Source organism: Pseudomonas sp. GW822-FHT02D10, from assembly GCF_058802345.1.
Map to the genome: position 1 here is coordinate 101,489 of NZ_JBXAOB010000018.1, position 16,041 is coordinate 117,529.

The following is a 16,041-nucleotide window of genomic DNA, read 5'->3' on the forward strand; positions in this document are numbered from 1 at the left end:
CGCAGCTATTGAACACAACGAACCATAAAGAGTCCGTAACTCACGGATAGTCATAGGGAATTGCAAGTGCCAGGACTCTTCAATAAAAAAAGCCGCACGCTTTTGGGGATCGACATCAGCTCCACCTCGGTGAAGCTTCTCGAGCTCAGTCGCACAGGTAATCGATACCGGGTCGAAGCCTACGCGGTAGAGCCGCTGCCGACCAACGCGGTGGTCGAGAAAAATATCGCCGATCTGGAAGGTGTCGGCCAGGCGTTGGCCCGGGTGTTGCTCAAGGCCAAAACCAGCGTCAAACGTGTCGCGGTGGCGGTTGCCGGATCAGCGGTCATCACCAAGACCATCGAAATGGATGCCGGGCTTTCCCCGGATGAAATGGAAAATCAGCTGAAGATCGAAGCTGACCAATACATCCCCTATCCCCTCGAAGAAGTCGCCATCGACTTTGAAGTACAGGGCGCCGCCCGTCGTAATCCCGAGCGGGTCGATGTACTGCTGGCAGCCTGTCGCAAGGAAAACGTCGAAGTTCGCGAAGCCGCGCTGGCCCTTGCCGGCCTGACCGCCCGGGTCGTCGATGTCGAGGCGTACGCGCTGGAGCGTTCATTCGGCTTGCTGACGGCGCAATTGGCCAATATCACCGAGCGTTCGACGGTGGCCGTGGTCGACATCGGCGCCACCATGACCACCTTGAGCGTGTTGTCCAACGGCCGAATCATCTACACCCGAGAGCAGTTGTTCGGCGGTCGTCAGTTGACGGAGGAAATCCAGCGTCGCTATGGCATGACCATCGAACAGGCCGGGCTTGCAAAAAAACAGGGTGGTTTGCCTGACGACTACGTCAGCGAAGTCCTGCAACCGTTCCGTGAGGCGCTGGTGCAGCAGGTTTCGCGGTCGTTGCAGTTCTTTTTCGCCTCGGGCCAGTACAACGCGGTCGACTACATCCTGCTGGCCGGTGGTACGGCCTCGGTCACCGGGATGGACCGGCTGATCGAGCAGCGTCTGGGCACACCGACGCAGGTGGCCAATCCATTTGCGGACATGACATTGAGCAGCAAGGTCAACGCCAGCGCCCTCGCGAATGATGCGCCGGCACTGATGATTGCTTGCGGTCTGGCGCTCAGGAGTTTCGACTGATGGCGCGGATCAATCTTCTTCCTTGGCGCGAAGAGCTGCGTGAGGAGCGTCGCAAGCGGTTCCTGCTGGCGTTGGCCGTGGTGCTGGTAACGGCAGTTGGAGTGATTCTGCTGGGGGACCGCTACATCAGCAGTGCCATTGATCGACAAGTTGCGCGCAACGATTACGTCGCTAAACAAGTTGCCGTGCTCGATGACCGAATCAAGCAGATCAGCGATCTGAAAGCCCGACGCCAGCAACTCGTGGAGCGGATGCGGATCATCCAGGACTTGCAAGGCAACCGGCCGATCAGCGGGCGGATCTTCGATCAATTGGCGCGCACCCTGCCAGACGGGGTGTATTTCACCGACGTGAAAATGGTCGATAAAACGCTGTCCATCAGCGGTGCGGCAGAATCGAACAATCGCGTATCGGAGCTGATGCGCAACCTCGATGCGTCCGACTGGTTCGAAGCGCCGAGCCTGACCGAAGTCAAAGCGACCACGGCGGGTGCACTGGATCAAGCCAACGTGTTCCAGTTGAGCGTTCGTCAGACTCAACCGGCCGCAGCGGAGGACGCGAAATGAGTTCGGCCGAATGGATCGAAGCCTTACGCAAGGTCGATATCAATGACCTGGATCTGAGCACCATGGGCTCCTGGCCCGCGGCAGTCAAAGGTCTGGTTGGCGGGCTGCTGATGGTTCTGGTGCTGGCGCTGGGTTACAGCTTTTACCTCAAGGATCTTGAGGATCAGCTCGAACAGGCCCGTGCCGGAGAAATCACCCTCAAGGAGCAGGTCGCGAGCAAAGCGCACCTGGCGGCCAATCTGGAGCGCTACACCGAGCAGATGAAGGCGATGGAAATCTCCTTCGGCGTGCTGTTGCGGCAGTTGCCCAGCGATACCGAAGTGCCCGGTCTGCTGGAAGACATCACCCGCACTGGATTGGGCAGCGGGTTGGAGTTCGAAGAGATCAAGCTGCTGCCGGAAGTCACCCAGCAGTTCTACATCGAGCTGCCGATTCAGATCACCGTCACCGGCGCCTACCATGATCTGGCGACCTTCGTCAGTGGCGTCGCCAGCCTCCCGCGGATCGTCACCCTGCACGACTTCAACGTCGAACCGGTCGTTCCGGGCAGCGGTTCGAAACTGCGCATGAACATCCTGGCCAAAACTTACCGCTACAACGACAAGGGGTTGCAGAAATGAATGCGGCCCGATGGTATTCGCTGGCCGTGTTGCTGGGGGGACTCGCCGGCTGTGGCAGTGGTAACGACTTCAGCGATCTGGACGCCTACATGAACGAGATGCGCCTGCGCCCACCCGGCAAGATTGAACCTGTGCCGACGTTGAGGTCGTACGAAACCTTCACCTACAAGGCTGCGTCGTTGCGCAGCCCGTTTTCACCGCTGGTCAGGGTCGATCTGGCGGCTCGGAAACAGGGCTCGCGCAACGTCAAACCCGATACGAGCCGGATCAAGCAATACCTCGAAGGTTTCAACATCGAGCAGTTTGAAATGGTCGGCACTATTTCCAATGCCTCTGGCGCTTTCGCGTTGTTGCGCGGTGCTGGAGGGGTGCATCGGCTGAAGGTCGGTGACTACCTGGGGCGCAACGATGGCCGGATCGTGACCATCAGTGACTCGCAAGTCGATGTGGTCGAAATCGTTCCCGATGGCGAAGGTGGCTGGCTGGAGCGACCGCGGACTATTCCTTTGAAAGAGCACTCATAGTGGAACTCGAATCATGAACAGGATCCTTTCAACCCTCGGTTTGTCGCTATGGATGGCGCTGCTTTCACCGATGGTACAGGCAGCCAATCTCAAAGCGCTGGATGTCGCCGCGCTGCCGGGTGATCGCGTCGAGTTGAAACTGGCTTTCGACGGGCCACCGCCGACGCCCCATGGCTACACCACCGATCAGCCGGCACGAATCGCCCTCGATTTGCCGGGTGTGAGCAGTCAACTGGCAAGCAAGACGCGTGATCTGGGGGGTGGCAACGCCCGCAGTGCGACGGTGGTCGAGGCCAAGGACCGGACGCGCTTGATCATCAACCTGACGCAGCTGACGCCTTACAGCACGCGAGTCGAGGGCAACACGCTGTTCGTGGTGGTTGGGCAGGCCGCCGCTGCTCAGAAACCCCGGCCCGCTGCACCGCGAGTGGCCAGCGCCATGCCAGCGCCAACCAAGGCTTATGCTCCCGTGAGCAAGGCTATTCGCGGCGTGGACTTTCAGCGCGGTGAGCAGGGTGAAGGCAATGTCGTCATTGATTTGTCAGACCCAGGCATTAGCCCGGACATCCAGGAGCATGGCGGCAAGATTATCCTCACCTTCGCCAAAACCCAGTTGCCTGAACGCTTGCGGGTTCGTCTGGACGTCAAGGATTTCGCCACACCGGTGCAGTTCGTCAATGCCAGTGCGTCCTCCGATAAAGCCAGCATCAGCATCGAACCCAGCGGCGCATTCGACTATTCGACGTACCAGACCGATAACAAGCTGACGGTCAGCGTCCGCCCGATGACCGTCGACGATCTGCAGAAGCGCAACGCAGAGCGCTTTGCCTACAGCGGCGAGAAGCTGTCGTTGAATTTCCAGGACATCGACGTGCGCTCGGTACTGCAACTGATCGCCGATTTCACCAACCTCAATCTGGTGGCCAGCGACACGGTGCAGGGCGGCATAACCTTGCGCCTGCAAAACGTGCCGTGGGATCAGGCACTGGACCTGGTGCTCAAGACCAAAGGGTTGGACAAACGCAAGATCGGCAACGTCTTGCTGGTAGCGCCGGCAGATGAGATTGCTGCCCGCGAGCGCCAGGAACTGGAGTCACGCAAGCAGATCGCCGAGCTGGCGCCACTGCGCCGTGAGCTGCTACAGGTCAACTACGCCAAGGCGGCGGATATCGCCAAGCTGTTCCAGTCGGTGACCAGCGCCGAGGCGAAAGTCGATGAGCGCGGTTCGATCACTGTCGACGAGCGAACCAACAACATCATTGCCTACCAGACCCAGGATCGCCTGGATGAGCTGCGGCGGATCGTTGCTCAGCTGGATATTCCGGTGCGTCAGGTGATGATCGAGGCGCGGATCGTCGAAGCCAACGTCGACTACGACAAAAGCCTCGGCGTGCGCTGGGGCGGTTCGATCCGCAATAAGGGTAACTGGAATACCTCCGGGGTCAGCAACGGGGCCAACGCCTCATCGACCATTGGTACGCCGGGCAGCACCAGCACCAACTCACCCTTCGTCGACATGGGTACGGCGGGGAATACGTCGGGGATCGGCATCGCCTTCATCACCGATAACGTGTTGCTGGACCTTGAGCTGACAGCCATGGAGAAGACGGGTAACGGGGAAATCGTCTCTCAGCCCAAAGTGGTCACTTCCGACAAGGAAACCGCAAAAATCCTCAAGGGCACGGAAATTCCCTATCAGGAAGCCAGCTCCAGCGGCGCGACATCGGTGGCGTTCAAGGAGGCCTCGCTGTCTCTGGAGGTGACGCCGCAGATCACTCCGGACAACCGCATCATCATGGAGGTCAAGGTCACCAAGGATGAGCCGGACTACCTGAACAAAGTGCAGGATGTACCGCCGATCAAGAAGAACGAGGTCAACGCCAAGGTACTGGTCAACGACGGCGAAACCATCGTTATTGGTGGGGTTTTCTCAAATACTCAGAGCAAGGTTGTAGATAAGGTGCCATTTCTCGGTGATGTGCCGTATCTTGGCCGCCTTTTCCGGCGTGACGTGGTGTCGGAGAAAAAATCCGAGCTGCTGGTATTTCTCACTCCGCGTATCATGAATAACCAGGCGATTGCTGTGAGTCATTGATTCTGTGCGAAATTTGATTCTTGTTGGGCCGATGGGTGCTGGAAAAAGCACCATCGGCCGCTTGTTGGCCAAAGAGCTGCGCCTGCCGTTCAAAGATTCCGATAAGGAAATTGAATTGCGCACGGGCGCCAATATCCCGTGGATTTTCGATAAAGAAGGCGAGCCCGGCTTTCGTGAGCGCGAGCAGGCGATGATCGCCGAGTTGTGCGCGCTTGACGGCGTGGTGCTGGCGACGGGCGGTGGCGCAGTGATGCGCGAAGCCAATCGTCGGGCGCTGCACGCCGGCGGGCGAGTGGTGTATCTGCACGCCTCGGTCGAACAGCAGGTCGGGCGCACCGCGCGTGATCGCAATCGTCCACTGCTGCGCACTGCCGACCCGGCAAAAACCCTCCGGGATTTGCTGGCGTTGCGCGATCCGCTGTATCGGGAAATCGCCGACCTGGTGGTGGAAACCGATGAGCGGCCGCCGCGAATGGTGGTCCTGGACATCCTGGAACGCTTGCAGCAGCTACCTCCCCGTTAATGCGCAGAACGAAATGCGCTATCCTCGGCTCCGGTCATGACGGCTCAAAGGTATGGCGCATGGCAAGTGGGCAGCGTCACACAAGCAGATGTTGCCAGTCGATAATGTAAGGCAGGACGCCTGATTCCAACTTCACTGTGGGGACACATGCAGACACTTAAGGTCGATTTAGGCGAGCGTAGCTACCCGATCCATATTGGCGAAGGGTTGCTGGATCAGCCCGAACTGCTGGCGCCGCATATCGCCGGGCGGCAAGTCGCGATCATCTCCAACGAGACCGTTGCGCCGCTGTATCTAGAGCGTCTGACCCGCAGCCTTGCGCAGTTTTCGGTTATTTCCGTGGTTCTGCCCGACGGCGAAGCCTTCAAGACCTGGGAAACCCTGCAAACCATCTTTGACGGCCTGCTGACCGCCCGCCATGACCGCCGCACCACCGTGATCGCTTTGGGCGGCGGTGTGATTGGCGACATGGCCGGTTTTGCCGCCGCCTGTTACCAGCGGGGTGTCGATTTCATTCAGGTCCCGACCACCTTGCTCTCGCAAGTCGACTCCTCGGTGGGCGGCAAGACCGGCATCAACCACCCGCTGGGCAAAAACATGGTCGGCGCTTTCTATCAGCCGAACGTCGTGTTGATCGATACCGCCACACTCAATACCTTGCCGGCGCGCGAGTTGTCTGCGGGCCTGGCGGAAGTCATCAAGTACGGGCTGATCTGCGACGAGCCGTTCCTCACCTGGCTCGAAGACAACGTCGATCGCCTGCGGGCACTGGATCAAACGGCCCTGACCTACGCGATCGAACGCTCCTGCGCGGCCAAGGCCGCTGTGGTCGGTGCCGACGAACGGGAGTCCGGTGTACGCGCCACGCTCAACCTGGGGCATACCTTCGGCCACGCCATCGAAACCCACATGGGCTATGGTGTCTGGCTACATGGTGAGGCGGTGGCTGCTGGCACCGTAATGGCCCTGGAAATGTCCTCGCGTCTGGGCTGGATCAGTGCCCAGGAGCGTGATCGTGGCATTCGCCTGTTCCAGCGCGCCGGGTTGCCGGTCATCCCGCCTTCAGTGATGACGGAAGCCGATTTTCTCGAACACATGGCAATTGACAAGAAAGTAATCGACGGTCGTTTGCGACTGGTGTTGTTGCGCCGCATGGGCGAAGCCGTAGTGACCGACGATTATCCGAAAGAGGTTTTACAGGCCACGCTGGGAGCGGACTACCGCGCCCTGGCTCAGCTTAAAGGTTAATAAGATCCCGATGACTAGTTTGCATGCCGACGAGGCGTTCCTCGGCCACTACCAGTTGAGTCACGACCCTTTTGCTCCACGGGTGCCTGGCTTCAAGTTCTTCCCTGCCCAGCGCAAGCCCGTGCTGGGGCAACTGCATCACCTGGCTCGTTACAGCCAGTTGTTGCTGGTGGTCACCGGCCCACAAGGCAGCGGCAAGACCCTGTTGCGTCAGGCGCTGGTAGCCAGTACCAACAAACAGTCGGTACAGAGCGTGGTGGTGTCTGCGCGTGGTGCCGGCGATGCGGCGGGTGTGTTGCGTCAGGTGGCTCAGGCGCTGAACGTCGCCCAGGCTGAAGTCGGCGCAATCCTCAAGCAGGTGGTACAGCTCGCACTGACGGGGCAGGAAGTCTACTTGCTGGTCGATGACGCCGAGCAGCTCGACGAATCCGCGCTGGAAGCGCTGTTGGCACTGGCCGCTGGTGCACCGGAAGGTCGTCCGCACGTGTTCCTGTTCGGTGAGTCGTCGCTGATCGCTGAACTTGAGCAGCTGAGCACCGAGGAAGAGCGCTTCCACGTCATCGAGCTGCAACCTTACGCCGAAGAAGAAACCCGCGAATACCTGGCCCAGCGACTTGAAGGTGCCGGTCAGGGAATCGAACTTTTCTCCGCGAATCAGATCTCTGAGATTCACGAAAGCGCCGATGGATGGCCTGGCAACATCAATCAGGTCGCCCGCGATGCGATGATCGAAGCCATGATTGCTAGCCGCTCAGCGGTCAAGCGTCCAAGTATGGGGTTCAACATGCCGAAGAAACACGTATTGGCGATATCCGCCGTAGTCGTGGTCGCGGTGGCTGCTGCCTGGTTGATGCCAGGTCGCAGCAAGGCACCAACCACCGGTGCGCCAGCCAATGAGCAGGCGCAACTGCCACTGGGTACACCGAAACCGAACAGCGGCGGCGCACCGGCGGTCGAGTTCGCCGGCAATACCCAGCCGATGCCGTTGCCGCTGGTCGGGCAATCGCAGCCGGTTATGCGTGGCCCATTGGCAGAAGCCGCGGGCGGTATCACCGAAGGCGACGACGGCGTGCCGGTCGAAGGCTCCAGCGCCAAACCGCCTACCGTGACCACCACCGCGCCTCCAGCAGGTGTCCCGGCCGGTCCGACGCCAGCACCTGTGCCAGCTCCAGCAGCCAAGCCAGCGCCTGCGCCGACTCAGGTCGCCACCGCCAAGCCTGCTCCTGCACCTGCGGCCAAACCGGCTCCAGTAGTGGCCAAGCCAGCCCCGGTCGCCAAGCCTGTCGAAAAAGCCGTCGAGAAGCCGGCCAGCGTCGCCAAAGCAGCGACCGGTGGTACCTGGTATGCCGGTCAGGCGCCGGGTAACTATGTGGTGCAAATTCTCGGCACCAGCTCTGAAGCCACGGCGCAAAACTTCGTCAAGGAACAGGGCGGCGAGTACCGCTATTTCAAGAAAGTCCTCAACGGCAAGCCGCTTTACGTCATCACTTACGGTAGCTTCGCCAACCGCGATGCAGCCGTTACCGCCATCAAGGCCTTGCCAGAGAAGGTTCAGGCTGGTAAACCTTGGCCTCGCTCTGTCGCCAGCGTCCAACAGGAACTGGCAACAGCTCGCTGAAGATTCGGCGGCCTTACCCAGGCCGCCTCTCCCGGCACCTCAAAATTTCTGCAAGCGCATGCGGCTGTCAAAGCCGCGTGCGTTGCGGTGTCTGCGTCACAGTAGTCTTTGAGTCGTTGCGGTCAACATTAAAAATGTTTTGACTAGCACAGCAGATCGCTTTAAACCTTTCACAAATGCGACATAGATTTGCGACATTTCGTCGTCAAATTTGTGAGCCTCTGTGTCGGTGTGTACAATGACCTCCCTTTTGCCCCCGCAAAGCTGGCGTACGTTCGGCGTGGAAGGTAACTGGCTGAATTGAAAAGAAATTTGTCTCGATAAGAGGCAGCCTGGTGAGAAAGTGTCTATGAAAGCAGGTCTGTACCAACCAGATGAGTTCAAGGATAACTGCGGTTTCGGCCTGATAGCCCATATGCAGGGCGAACCCAGTCATACCCTGTTGCAAACGGCCATTGAGGCCCTGACCTGCATGACCCACCGCGGTGGGATCAACGCTGACGGCAAGACCGGCGACGGTTGCGGTCTGCTGATGCAAAAGCCCGACGTGTTCCTGCGCGCCATCGCCCAGGAAACGTTCGGTATTGAACTGCCCAGGCAATACGCCGTGGGCATGGTGTTTTTCAATCAGGACCCGGTAAAAGCCGAAGCAGCTCGCGAGAACATGAACCGCGAGATCCTGGCTGCCGGCCTGCAACTGGTCGGCTGGCGCAAAGTGCCAATCGACACCAGCGTTCTCGGCCGTCTGGCGCTCGAGCGCCTGCCGCAGATCGAACAAGTGTTCATTGGCGGTGCTGGCCTGAGCGATCAGGACATGGCCGTCAAGCTGTTCACTTCCCGTCGTCGCTCGTCCGTGGCCAATGCCGCCGACCTCGACCACTATGTCTGCAGCTTTTCCCACAAGACCATCATTTACAAAGGCCTGATGATGCCGGCGGACCTGACCGCCTTCTATCCAGACCTCAGCGACCAGCGCCTGCAAACCGCGATCTGCGTGTTCCACCAGCGCTTCTCCACCAACACCCTGCCGAAATGGCCGCTGGCTCAACCGTTCCGCTTCCTGGCGCACAACGGCGAGATCAACACCATCACCGGCAACCGCAACTGGGCCGTGGCCCGTCGCACCAAGTTCAGCAACGATCTGATGGACCTGGACGAACTCGGCCCGCTGGTCAACCGCGTGGGTTCCGACTCCTCGAGCATGGACAACATGCTGGAGCTGATGGTCACCGGCGGCATCGACCTGTTCCGTGGCGTGCGGATGATCATTCCGCCAGCGTGGCAGAACGTCGAGACCATGGACCCTGACCTGCGCGCGTTCTATGAATACAACTCGATGCACATGGAGCCGTGGGACGGCCCGGCCGGTGTGGTAATGACCGACGGTCGTTACGCGGTGTGCCTGCTCGACCGTAACGGTCTGCGCCCGGCGCGTTGGGTCACCACCAAAAACGGTTTCATCACCCTGGCCTCGGAAATCGGTGTCTGGAACTACCAGCCTGAAGACGTGATCGCCAAGGGCCGTGTCGGGCCTGGCCAGATCTTCGCCGTGGACACCGAAACCGGTCAGATCCTCGACACCGATGCCATCGACAACCGCTTGAAGTCCCGTCATCCCTACAAGCAATGGCTGCGCAAGAATGCCCTGCGCATCCAGGCGACGATGGAAGACAACGACCACGGTTCGGCGTTCTACGACGTCGACCAGCTCAAGCAATACATGAAGATGTACCAGGTCACTTTTGAAGAACGTGACCAGGTGCTGCGCCCATTGGGCGAGCAGGGCTACGAAGCGGTCGGCTCCATGGGCGACGATACGCCGATGGCCGTGCTGTCTCAGCGTGTGCGCACGCCTTACGACTATTTCCGCCAGCAGTTCGCGCAGGTCACCAACCCGCCGATCGACCCGCTGCGTGAAGCCATCGTCATGTCGCTGGAAGTCTGCCTCGGAGCCGAGCGCAACATCTTCCAGGAATCGCCTGAACACGCCTCGCGCGTGATCCTCAGTTCGCCGGTCGTTTCCCCGGCCAAGTGGCGCTCGCTGATGAACCTCGATCGTCCCGGCTTCGAACGCCAGATCATCGACCTTAACTACGATGAGGCGCTGGGCCTTGAAGCCGCAGTGCGCAACATCGCCGACCAGGCCGAAGAAGCCGTGCGCTCCGGGCGTACCCAGATCGTGCTGAGCGACCGTCATATTGCCCCGGGCAAACTGCCGGTTCACGCTTCCCTGGCCACGGGGGCGGTGCACCATCGCCTGACCGAAAAAGGCCTGCGTTGCGACAGCAACATCCTGGTCGAGACTGCCACTGCACGCGATCCGCATCACTTCGCGGTGCTGATCGGCTTCGGCGCCTCTGCGGTTTATCCGTTCCTGGCTTACGAAGTGCTGGGCGACCTGATCCGCACCGGTGAAGTGCTGGGCGACCTCTACGAGGTGTTCAAGAACTATCGCAAAGGCATCACCAAAGGCTTGCTCAAGATTCTCTCGAAGATGGGCATCTCGACCGTCACTTCGTACCGTGGCGCTCAGTTGTTCGAAGCCATCGGCCTGTCTCAGGAAGTCTGCGACCTGAGCTTCCGTGGCGTGCCGAGCCGCATCAAGGGCGCGCGCTTCGTCGACATCGAAGCCGAGCAGAAGGCCTTGGCTGCCGAAGCCTGGAGCCCGCGCAAGCCAATCCAGCAGGGCGGCTTGCTGAAGTTCGTCCACGGTGGCGAATACCACGCGTACAACCCGGACGTGGTCAGCACCCTGCAAGCTGCTGTGCAGCAGGGCGATTACAGCAAGTTCAAGGAATACACGGCGCTGGTGGACAACCGTCCGGTGTCGATGATCCGCGACCTGTTCAAGGTCAAAACCCTTGAGACGCCGCTGGACATCAGCGAGATCGAACCGCTGGAATCGGTGCTCAAACGCTTCGACTCCGCCGGCATCTCCCTCGGTGCACTGTCGCCGGAAGCCCACGAAGCCCTGGCCGAAGCCATGAACCGCCTCGGTGCGCGTTCCAACTCCGGCGAAGGCGGCGAAGACCCGGCGCGTTACGGCACCATCAAGAGCTCGAAAATCAAGCAAGTGGCCACCGGCCGTTTCGGTGTGACTCCGGAATACCTGGTCAACGCTGAAGTGCTGCAGATCAAGGTCGCGCAGGGCGCCAAACCCGGCGAAGGGGGCCAGTTGCCAGGCGGCAAGGTCAACGGTCTGATCGCCAAACTGCGTTATGCAGTGCCAGGCGTGACGCTGATTTCGCCACCGCCGCACCACGACATCTATTCGATCGAAGACTTGTCGCAGCTGATTTTCGACCTGAAACAAGTCAACCCGAAGGCCCTGGTCTCGGTGAAGCTGGTCGCAGAAGCGGGCGTTGGCACCATCGCCGCTGGCGTGGCCAAGGCGTATGCCGACCTGATCACCATTTCCGGCTACGACGGCGGCACCGGCGCATCGCCGCTGACCTCGATCAAGTACGCGGGCGCACCGTGGGAGCTCGGCCTGGCTGAAACCCACCAGACCCTGCGCGGCAACGACCTGCGCGGCAAGGTCCGGGTGCAGACCGACGGCGGCCTGAAAACCGGCCTCGACGTGATCAAGGCGGCCATCCTCGGCGCTGAAAGCTTCGGCTTCGGCACCGCGCCAATGATCGCCCTGGGCTGCAAATACCTGCGCATCTGCCACCTGAACAACTGCGCCACCGGCGTGGCGACTCAGAACGAAAAACTGCGCAAGGACCACTACATCGGTACGGTCGACATGGTGGTGAATTTCTTCACCTATGTCGCTGAAGAAACCCGTGAGTGGCTGGCCAAGCTGGGCGTGCGCTCCCTCGAAGAACTGATCGGTCGTACCGATCTGCTGGACATCCTCGAAGGCCAGACCGCCAAGCAGCAACACCTGGATCTGACTCCGTTGCTGGGCAGCGATCACATCCCGGCAGACAAGCCACAGTTCTGCCAGGTCGACCGCAACCCGCCGTTCGACAAAGGCCTGCTGGCCGAGAAGATGGTCGAGATGGCCACTTCGGCGATCAACGACCTGAGCGGCGCCGATTTCGCTCTGGACATCTGCAACTGCGACCGCTCTATCGGCGCGCGGATCTCCGGTGAAATCGCGCGCAAGCACGGCAACCAGGGCATGGCCAATGCGCCGGTCACCTTCCGCTTCAAAGGGACGGCGGGCCAGAGCTTCGGTGTGTGGAACGCCGGCGGCCTGAACATGTACCTCGAAGGCGATGCCAACGACTACGTCGGCAAAGGCATGACCGGCGGCAAACTGGTCATCGTTCCGCCAAAAGGCAGCGTCTACAAAACTCAGGACAGCGCCATTATCGGCAACACCTGTCTGTACGGCGCCACGGGCGGCAAGCTGTTCGCCGCCGGTACCGCGGGCGAGCGTTTCGCGGTGCGTAACTCCGGTGCTCACACCGTGGTTGAAGGCACTGGCGATCACTGCTGCGAGTACATGACCGGTGGTTTCGTCTGTGTACTGGGCAAGACCGGTTACAACTTCGGCTCAGGCATGACCGGCGGTTTCGCCTACGTGCTCGACCAGGACAACACCTTCGTTGACCGGGTCAACCACGAACTGGTGGAAATCCAGCGGATCAGCGGTGAGGCGATGGAAGCCTATCGCAGCCACCTGCAACGCGTGCTGAACGAATACGTCGAGGAAACCGACAGCGAGTGGGGTCGTAACCTCGCCGAGAACCTCGATGACTACTTGCGCCGGTTCTGGTTGGTCAAGCCAAAGGCTGCCAACTTGAAATCGCTGCTTTCCAGCACCCGTGCCAACCCGCAGTGATATGCGCCTGAAGAGTTTGATGAGGTTTTAACAATGGCTGAACGTCTGAATAATGACTTCCAGTTCATCGAGGTCGGGCGCAAGGATCCGAAGAAGAAACTGTTGCGTCAACGCAAGAAAGAGTTCGTGGAAATCTACGAACCCTTCAAACCCCAGCAGTCGGCCGACCAGGCCCACCGCTGCCTGGGTTGCGGTAATCCGTATTGCGAATGGAAGTGCCCGGTGCACAACTTCATTCCCAACTGGCTGAAACTGGTGGCCGAGGGCAACATCCTCGCCGCCGCCGAACTGTCGCACCAGACCAATACCCTGCCGGAAGTCTGCGGCCGGGTGTGCCCGCAGGACCGTCTGTGCGAGGGCGCGTGCACCCTTAACGACGGCTTCGGCGCAGTGACCATCGGTTCGGTCGAGAAGTACATCACCGACACCGCGTTCGCCATGGGCTGGCGCCCGGACATGTCCAAGGTCAAACCGACCGGCAAACGTGTCGCGGTGATCGGCGCGGGCCCTGCTGGCCTGGGCTGTGCCGACGTGCTGGTACGCGGCGGCGTGACCCCGGTGGTGTTCGACAAGAACCCGGAAATCGGTGGTCTGCTGACCTTCGGCATCCCCGAGTTCAAGCTGGAAAAGACCGTGCTGAGCAATCGCCGCGAGGTCTTCACCGGCATGGGCATCGAGTTTCGCCTGAATACCGAAATCGGCAAGGACGTGACCATCGAGCACCTGCTCGAAGAATACGATGCCGTGTTCATGGGCATGGGCACCTACACCTACATGAAGGGCGGCTTTGCCGGTGAGGACCTGCCGGGCGTCTACGACGCGCTGGATTTCCTGATCGCCAACGTCAACCGCAACCTGGGCTTTGAAAAGTCGCCGGAAGATTTCGTCGACATGAAAGGCAAGAAGGTCGTGGTACTGGGCGGCGGCGACACGGCGATGGACTGCAACCGCACCTCGATCCGTCAGGGCGCCAAGTCGGTGACCTGTGCCTATCGTCGTGACGAAGCGAACATGCCGGGCTCGCGCAAAGAGGTGAAGAACGCCAAGGAAGAAGGCGTGAAATTCCTCTACAACCGTCAGCCAATCGCGATCGTCGGTGAAGACCGGGTCGAAGGCGTGAAGGTGGTCGAGACCCGTCTCGGCGAGCCGGACGCCCGTGGCCGTCGCAGCCCCGAGCCGATCCCGGGTTCCGAAGAGATCATCCCGGCCGACGCTGTGGTCATCGCCTTCGGTTTCCGTCCAAGCCCGGCCTCGTGGTTCGAGCAGTTCAGCATCCAGACCGACAGCCAGGGCCGCGTTGTGGCCCCCGAACTTGGCCAGTACAAGCACCAGACCAGCAACCCGAAAATCTTCGCGGGTGGCGACATGGTGCGTGGTTCTGATCTGGTGGTGACAGCAATCTTCGAAGGCCGTAACGCCGCCGAAGGGATCCTGGATTACCTGGGCGTCTAACCATAATCCGGATCTGAATTGAGGGCACATTGGCCCTTGATCTGAAATGGGATCAAATGTGGGAGCGAGCTTGCTCGCGATGGCGGCAGATCAGTCGACAGAGATGTTGAATGTGAGGCCCTCATCGCGAGCAATCGAGCGTCGACCGGCTGCTCCCACAGGTGTTTCTCGGTGTTGCTCAATACTAGGTCCCAGCGCGACAAATTGACTCGATAGACAAAAGGTGCGGCGCTTGCCGTGCCTTTTGCGTCGCGCTCTGAGAAAATGCCCGCACTTTTTTTCCGGATGCCGACATGACTGCCCTGAAGAACGACCGTTTCCTTCGCGCCCTGCTCAAGCAACCCGTAGACGTCACGCCCGTGTGGATGATGCGTCAGGCCGGTCGCTACCTGCCTGAATACCGCGCCAGCCGTGCCAAGGCCGGTGATTTCATGAGCCTGTGCATGAACCCGGAGTTCGCTTGCGAAGTCACGATGCAGCCGCTCGACCGTTATCCACAACTGGATGCGGCGATTCTCTTTTCCGATATCCTGACCATCCCCGATGCCATGGGCCAGGGCCTGTACTTCGAAACCGGCGAAGGTCCGCGCTTCAAGAAAGTCGTCAGCACCCTGGCCGACGTCGAAGCCCTGCCAATTCCTGACCCACACAAAGACCTCGGCTACGTCATGGACGCGGTCAGCACCATCCGCCGCGAGTTGAACGGCCGCGTGCCGCTGATCGGCTTCTCCGGCAGCCCATGGACCCTCGCCACCTACATGGTCGAAGGCGGCTCGTCGAAAGACTTCCGCAAGACCAAGGCCATGCTCTACGACAACCCGCAGGCCATGCACCTGCTGCTGGATAAACTCGCGCAGTCGGTCACCTCTTACCTCAACGGCCAGATCATGGCCGGCGCGCAAGCGGTGCAGATCTTCGACACCTGGGGCGGCAACCTCTCGGCAGCCGCGTATCAGGAGTTCTCCCTGGCCTACATGCGCAAAATCGTCAGCGGCCTGATCCGTGAACACGAAGGCCGCAAAGTGCCGGTCATCCTGTTCACCAAAAACGGCGGCCTGTGGCTGGAAAGCATTGCCGACGCCGGTGCTGATGCGCTGGGTCTGGACTGGACCTGCGATATCGGCGAAGCCCGACAGCGTGTCGGCAGCAAAGTCGCCCTGCAAGGCAACATGGACCCGACCGTTCTTTACGCCAAACCGGAAGCCATTCGCGCTGAAGTCGGGCGCATTCTCGCCAGCTACGGCAAAGGCAGCGGCCACGTGTTCAACCTCGGCCATGGCATCACCCCGGAAGTCGACCCGGAACACGCCGGCGCCTTCCTGCGCGCGGTGCATGAATTGTCGGCGCAGTATCACGAGTGATCGTCGCCCGATAACAACGCCCGGCCAATACCGTAATGCTGTTCACTTAAGCATTTGAGTCCACGCCGGGCTTCCTAGAAAATCCGATGCCAGATCTCTGGCATCGGA

General features: G+C 60.3%; 11 protein-coding genes. All 11 read left to right on the plus strand.

Features of this window, described 5'->3' with window-relative positions; all coding sequences use genetic code 11:
• The first annotated feature begins 66 nt into the window (after nucleotides 1–66).
• The 11 genes from AC1RPZ_RS23565 (at nucleotide 67) to hemE (ending at nucleotide 15,933) form a co-directional block, all read left to right on the plus strand.
• Nucleotides 67–1,131, plus strand: a complete 1,065-nt coding sequence (locus tag AC1RPZ_RS23565) for a pilus assembly protein PilM (RefSeq protein ID WP_493139823.1) — start codon at nucleotides 67–69, stop codon at nucleotides 1,129–1,131.
• Complete coding sequence (locus AC1RPZ_RS23570; protein WP_493139825.1) at nucleotides 1,131–1,697, plus strand: PilN domain-containing protein; 567 nt, start codon at nucleotides 1,131–1,133, stop codon at nucleotides 1,695–1,697. Before AC1RPZ_RS23565 ends, AC1RPZ_RS23570 begins: the two co-directional genes overlap by 1 nt.
• Complete coding sequence (pilO, locus tag AC1RPZ_RS23575; protein ID WP_493139826.1) at nucleotides 1,694–2,317, plus strand: type 4a pilus biogenesis protein PilO; 624 nt, start codon at nucleotides 1,694–1,696, stop codon at nucleotides 2,315–2,317. The genes AC1RPZ_RS23570 and pilO overlap by 4 nt, the downstream gene beginning before the upstream one ends.
• A complete protein-coding gene (locus AC1RPZ_RS23580) occupies nucleotides 2,314–2,841 on the plus strand; it encodes a pilus assembly protein PilP (protein ID WP_493139827.1) in 528 nt (175 codons plus the stop codon). The genes pilO and AC1RPZ_RS23580 overlap by 4 nt, the downstream gene beginning before the upstream one ends.
• A gap of 13 nt (nucleotides 2,842–2,854) precedes the next feature.
• Nucleotides 2,855–4,936 carry a type IV pilus secretin PilQ gene (locus tag AC1RPZ_RS23585; RefSeq protein ID WP_493139829.1) on the plus strand — a complete coding sequence of 694 codons (2,082 nt, stop codon included), beginning with the start codon at nucleotides 2,855–2,857 and terminating at the stop codon, nucleotides 4,934–4,936.
• 4 nt (nucleotides 4,937–4,940) lie between these two features.
• Nucleotides 4,941–5,459 (plus strand): shikimate kinase AroK, encoded by a 519-nt coding sequence (gene aroK / locus AC1RPZ_RS23590; RefSeq protein ID WP_493139831.1) that lies wholly within the window; start codon nucleotides 4,941–4,943, stop codon nucleotides 5,457–5,459.
• A gap of 147 nt (nucleotides 5,460–5,606) precedes the next feature.
• Nucleotides 5,607–6,707 carry a 3-dehydroquinate synthase gene (aroB, locus tag AC1RPZ_RS23595; RefSeq protein ID WP_493139832.1) on the plus strand — a complete coding sequence of 367 codons (1,101 nt, stop codon included), beginning with the start codon at nucleotides 5,607–5,609 and terminating at the stop codon, nucleotides 6,705–6,707.
• Nucleotides 6,708–6,717: 10 nt separating this feature from the next.
• Entirely contained in the window at nucleotides 6,718–8,325 is a 1,608-nt protein-coding gene (locus AC1RPZ_RS23600) for an AAA family ATPase (protein ID WP_493139833.1), read from the plus strand.
• A 349-nt stretch (nucleotides 8,326–8,674) separates the two neighbouring features.
• The gene (gltB, locus tag AC1RPZ_RS23605; RefSeq protein ID WP_493139835.1) at nucleotides 8,675–13,120 is read left to right on the plus strand and encodes a glutamate synthase large subunit; all 4,446 of its coding nucleotides are present in this window, start codon (nucleotides 8,675–8,677) and stop codon (nucleotides 13,118–13,120) included.
• Nucleotides 13,121–13,153: 33 nt separating this feature from the next.
• Nucleotides 13,154–14,572, plus strand: a complete 1,419-nt coding sequence (locus tag AC1RPZ_RS23610) for an FAD-dependent oxidoreductase (RefSeq protein WP_493139836.1) — start codon at nucleotides 13,154–13,156, stop codon at nucleotides 14,570–14,572.
• A 293-nt stretch (nucleotides 14,573–14,865) separates the two neighbouring features.
• A complete protein-coding gene (gene hemE / locus AC1RPZ_RS23615) occupies nucleotides 14,866–15,933 on the plus strand; it encodes a uroporphyrinogen decarboxylase (RefSeq protein WP_493139837.1) in 1,068 nt (355 codons plus the stop codon).
• Nucleotides 15,934–16,041 lie beyond the last annotated feature (108 nt).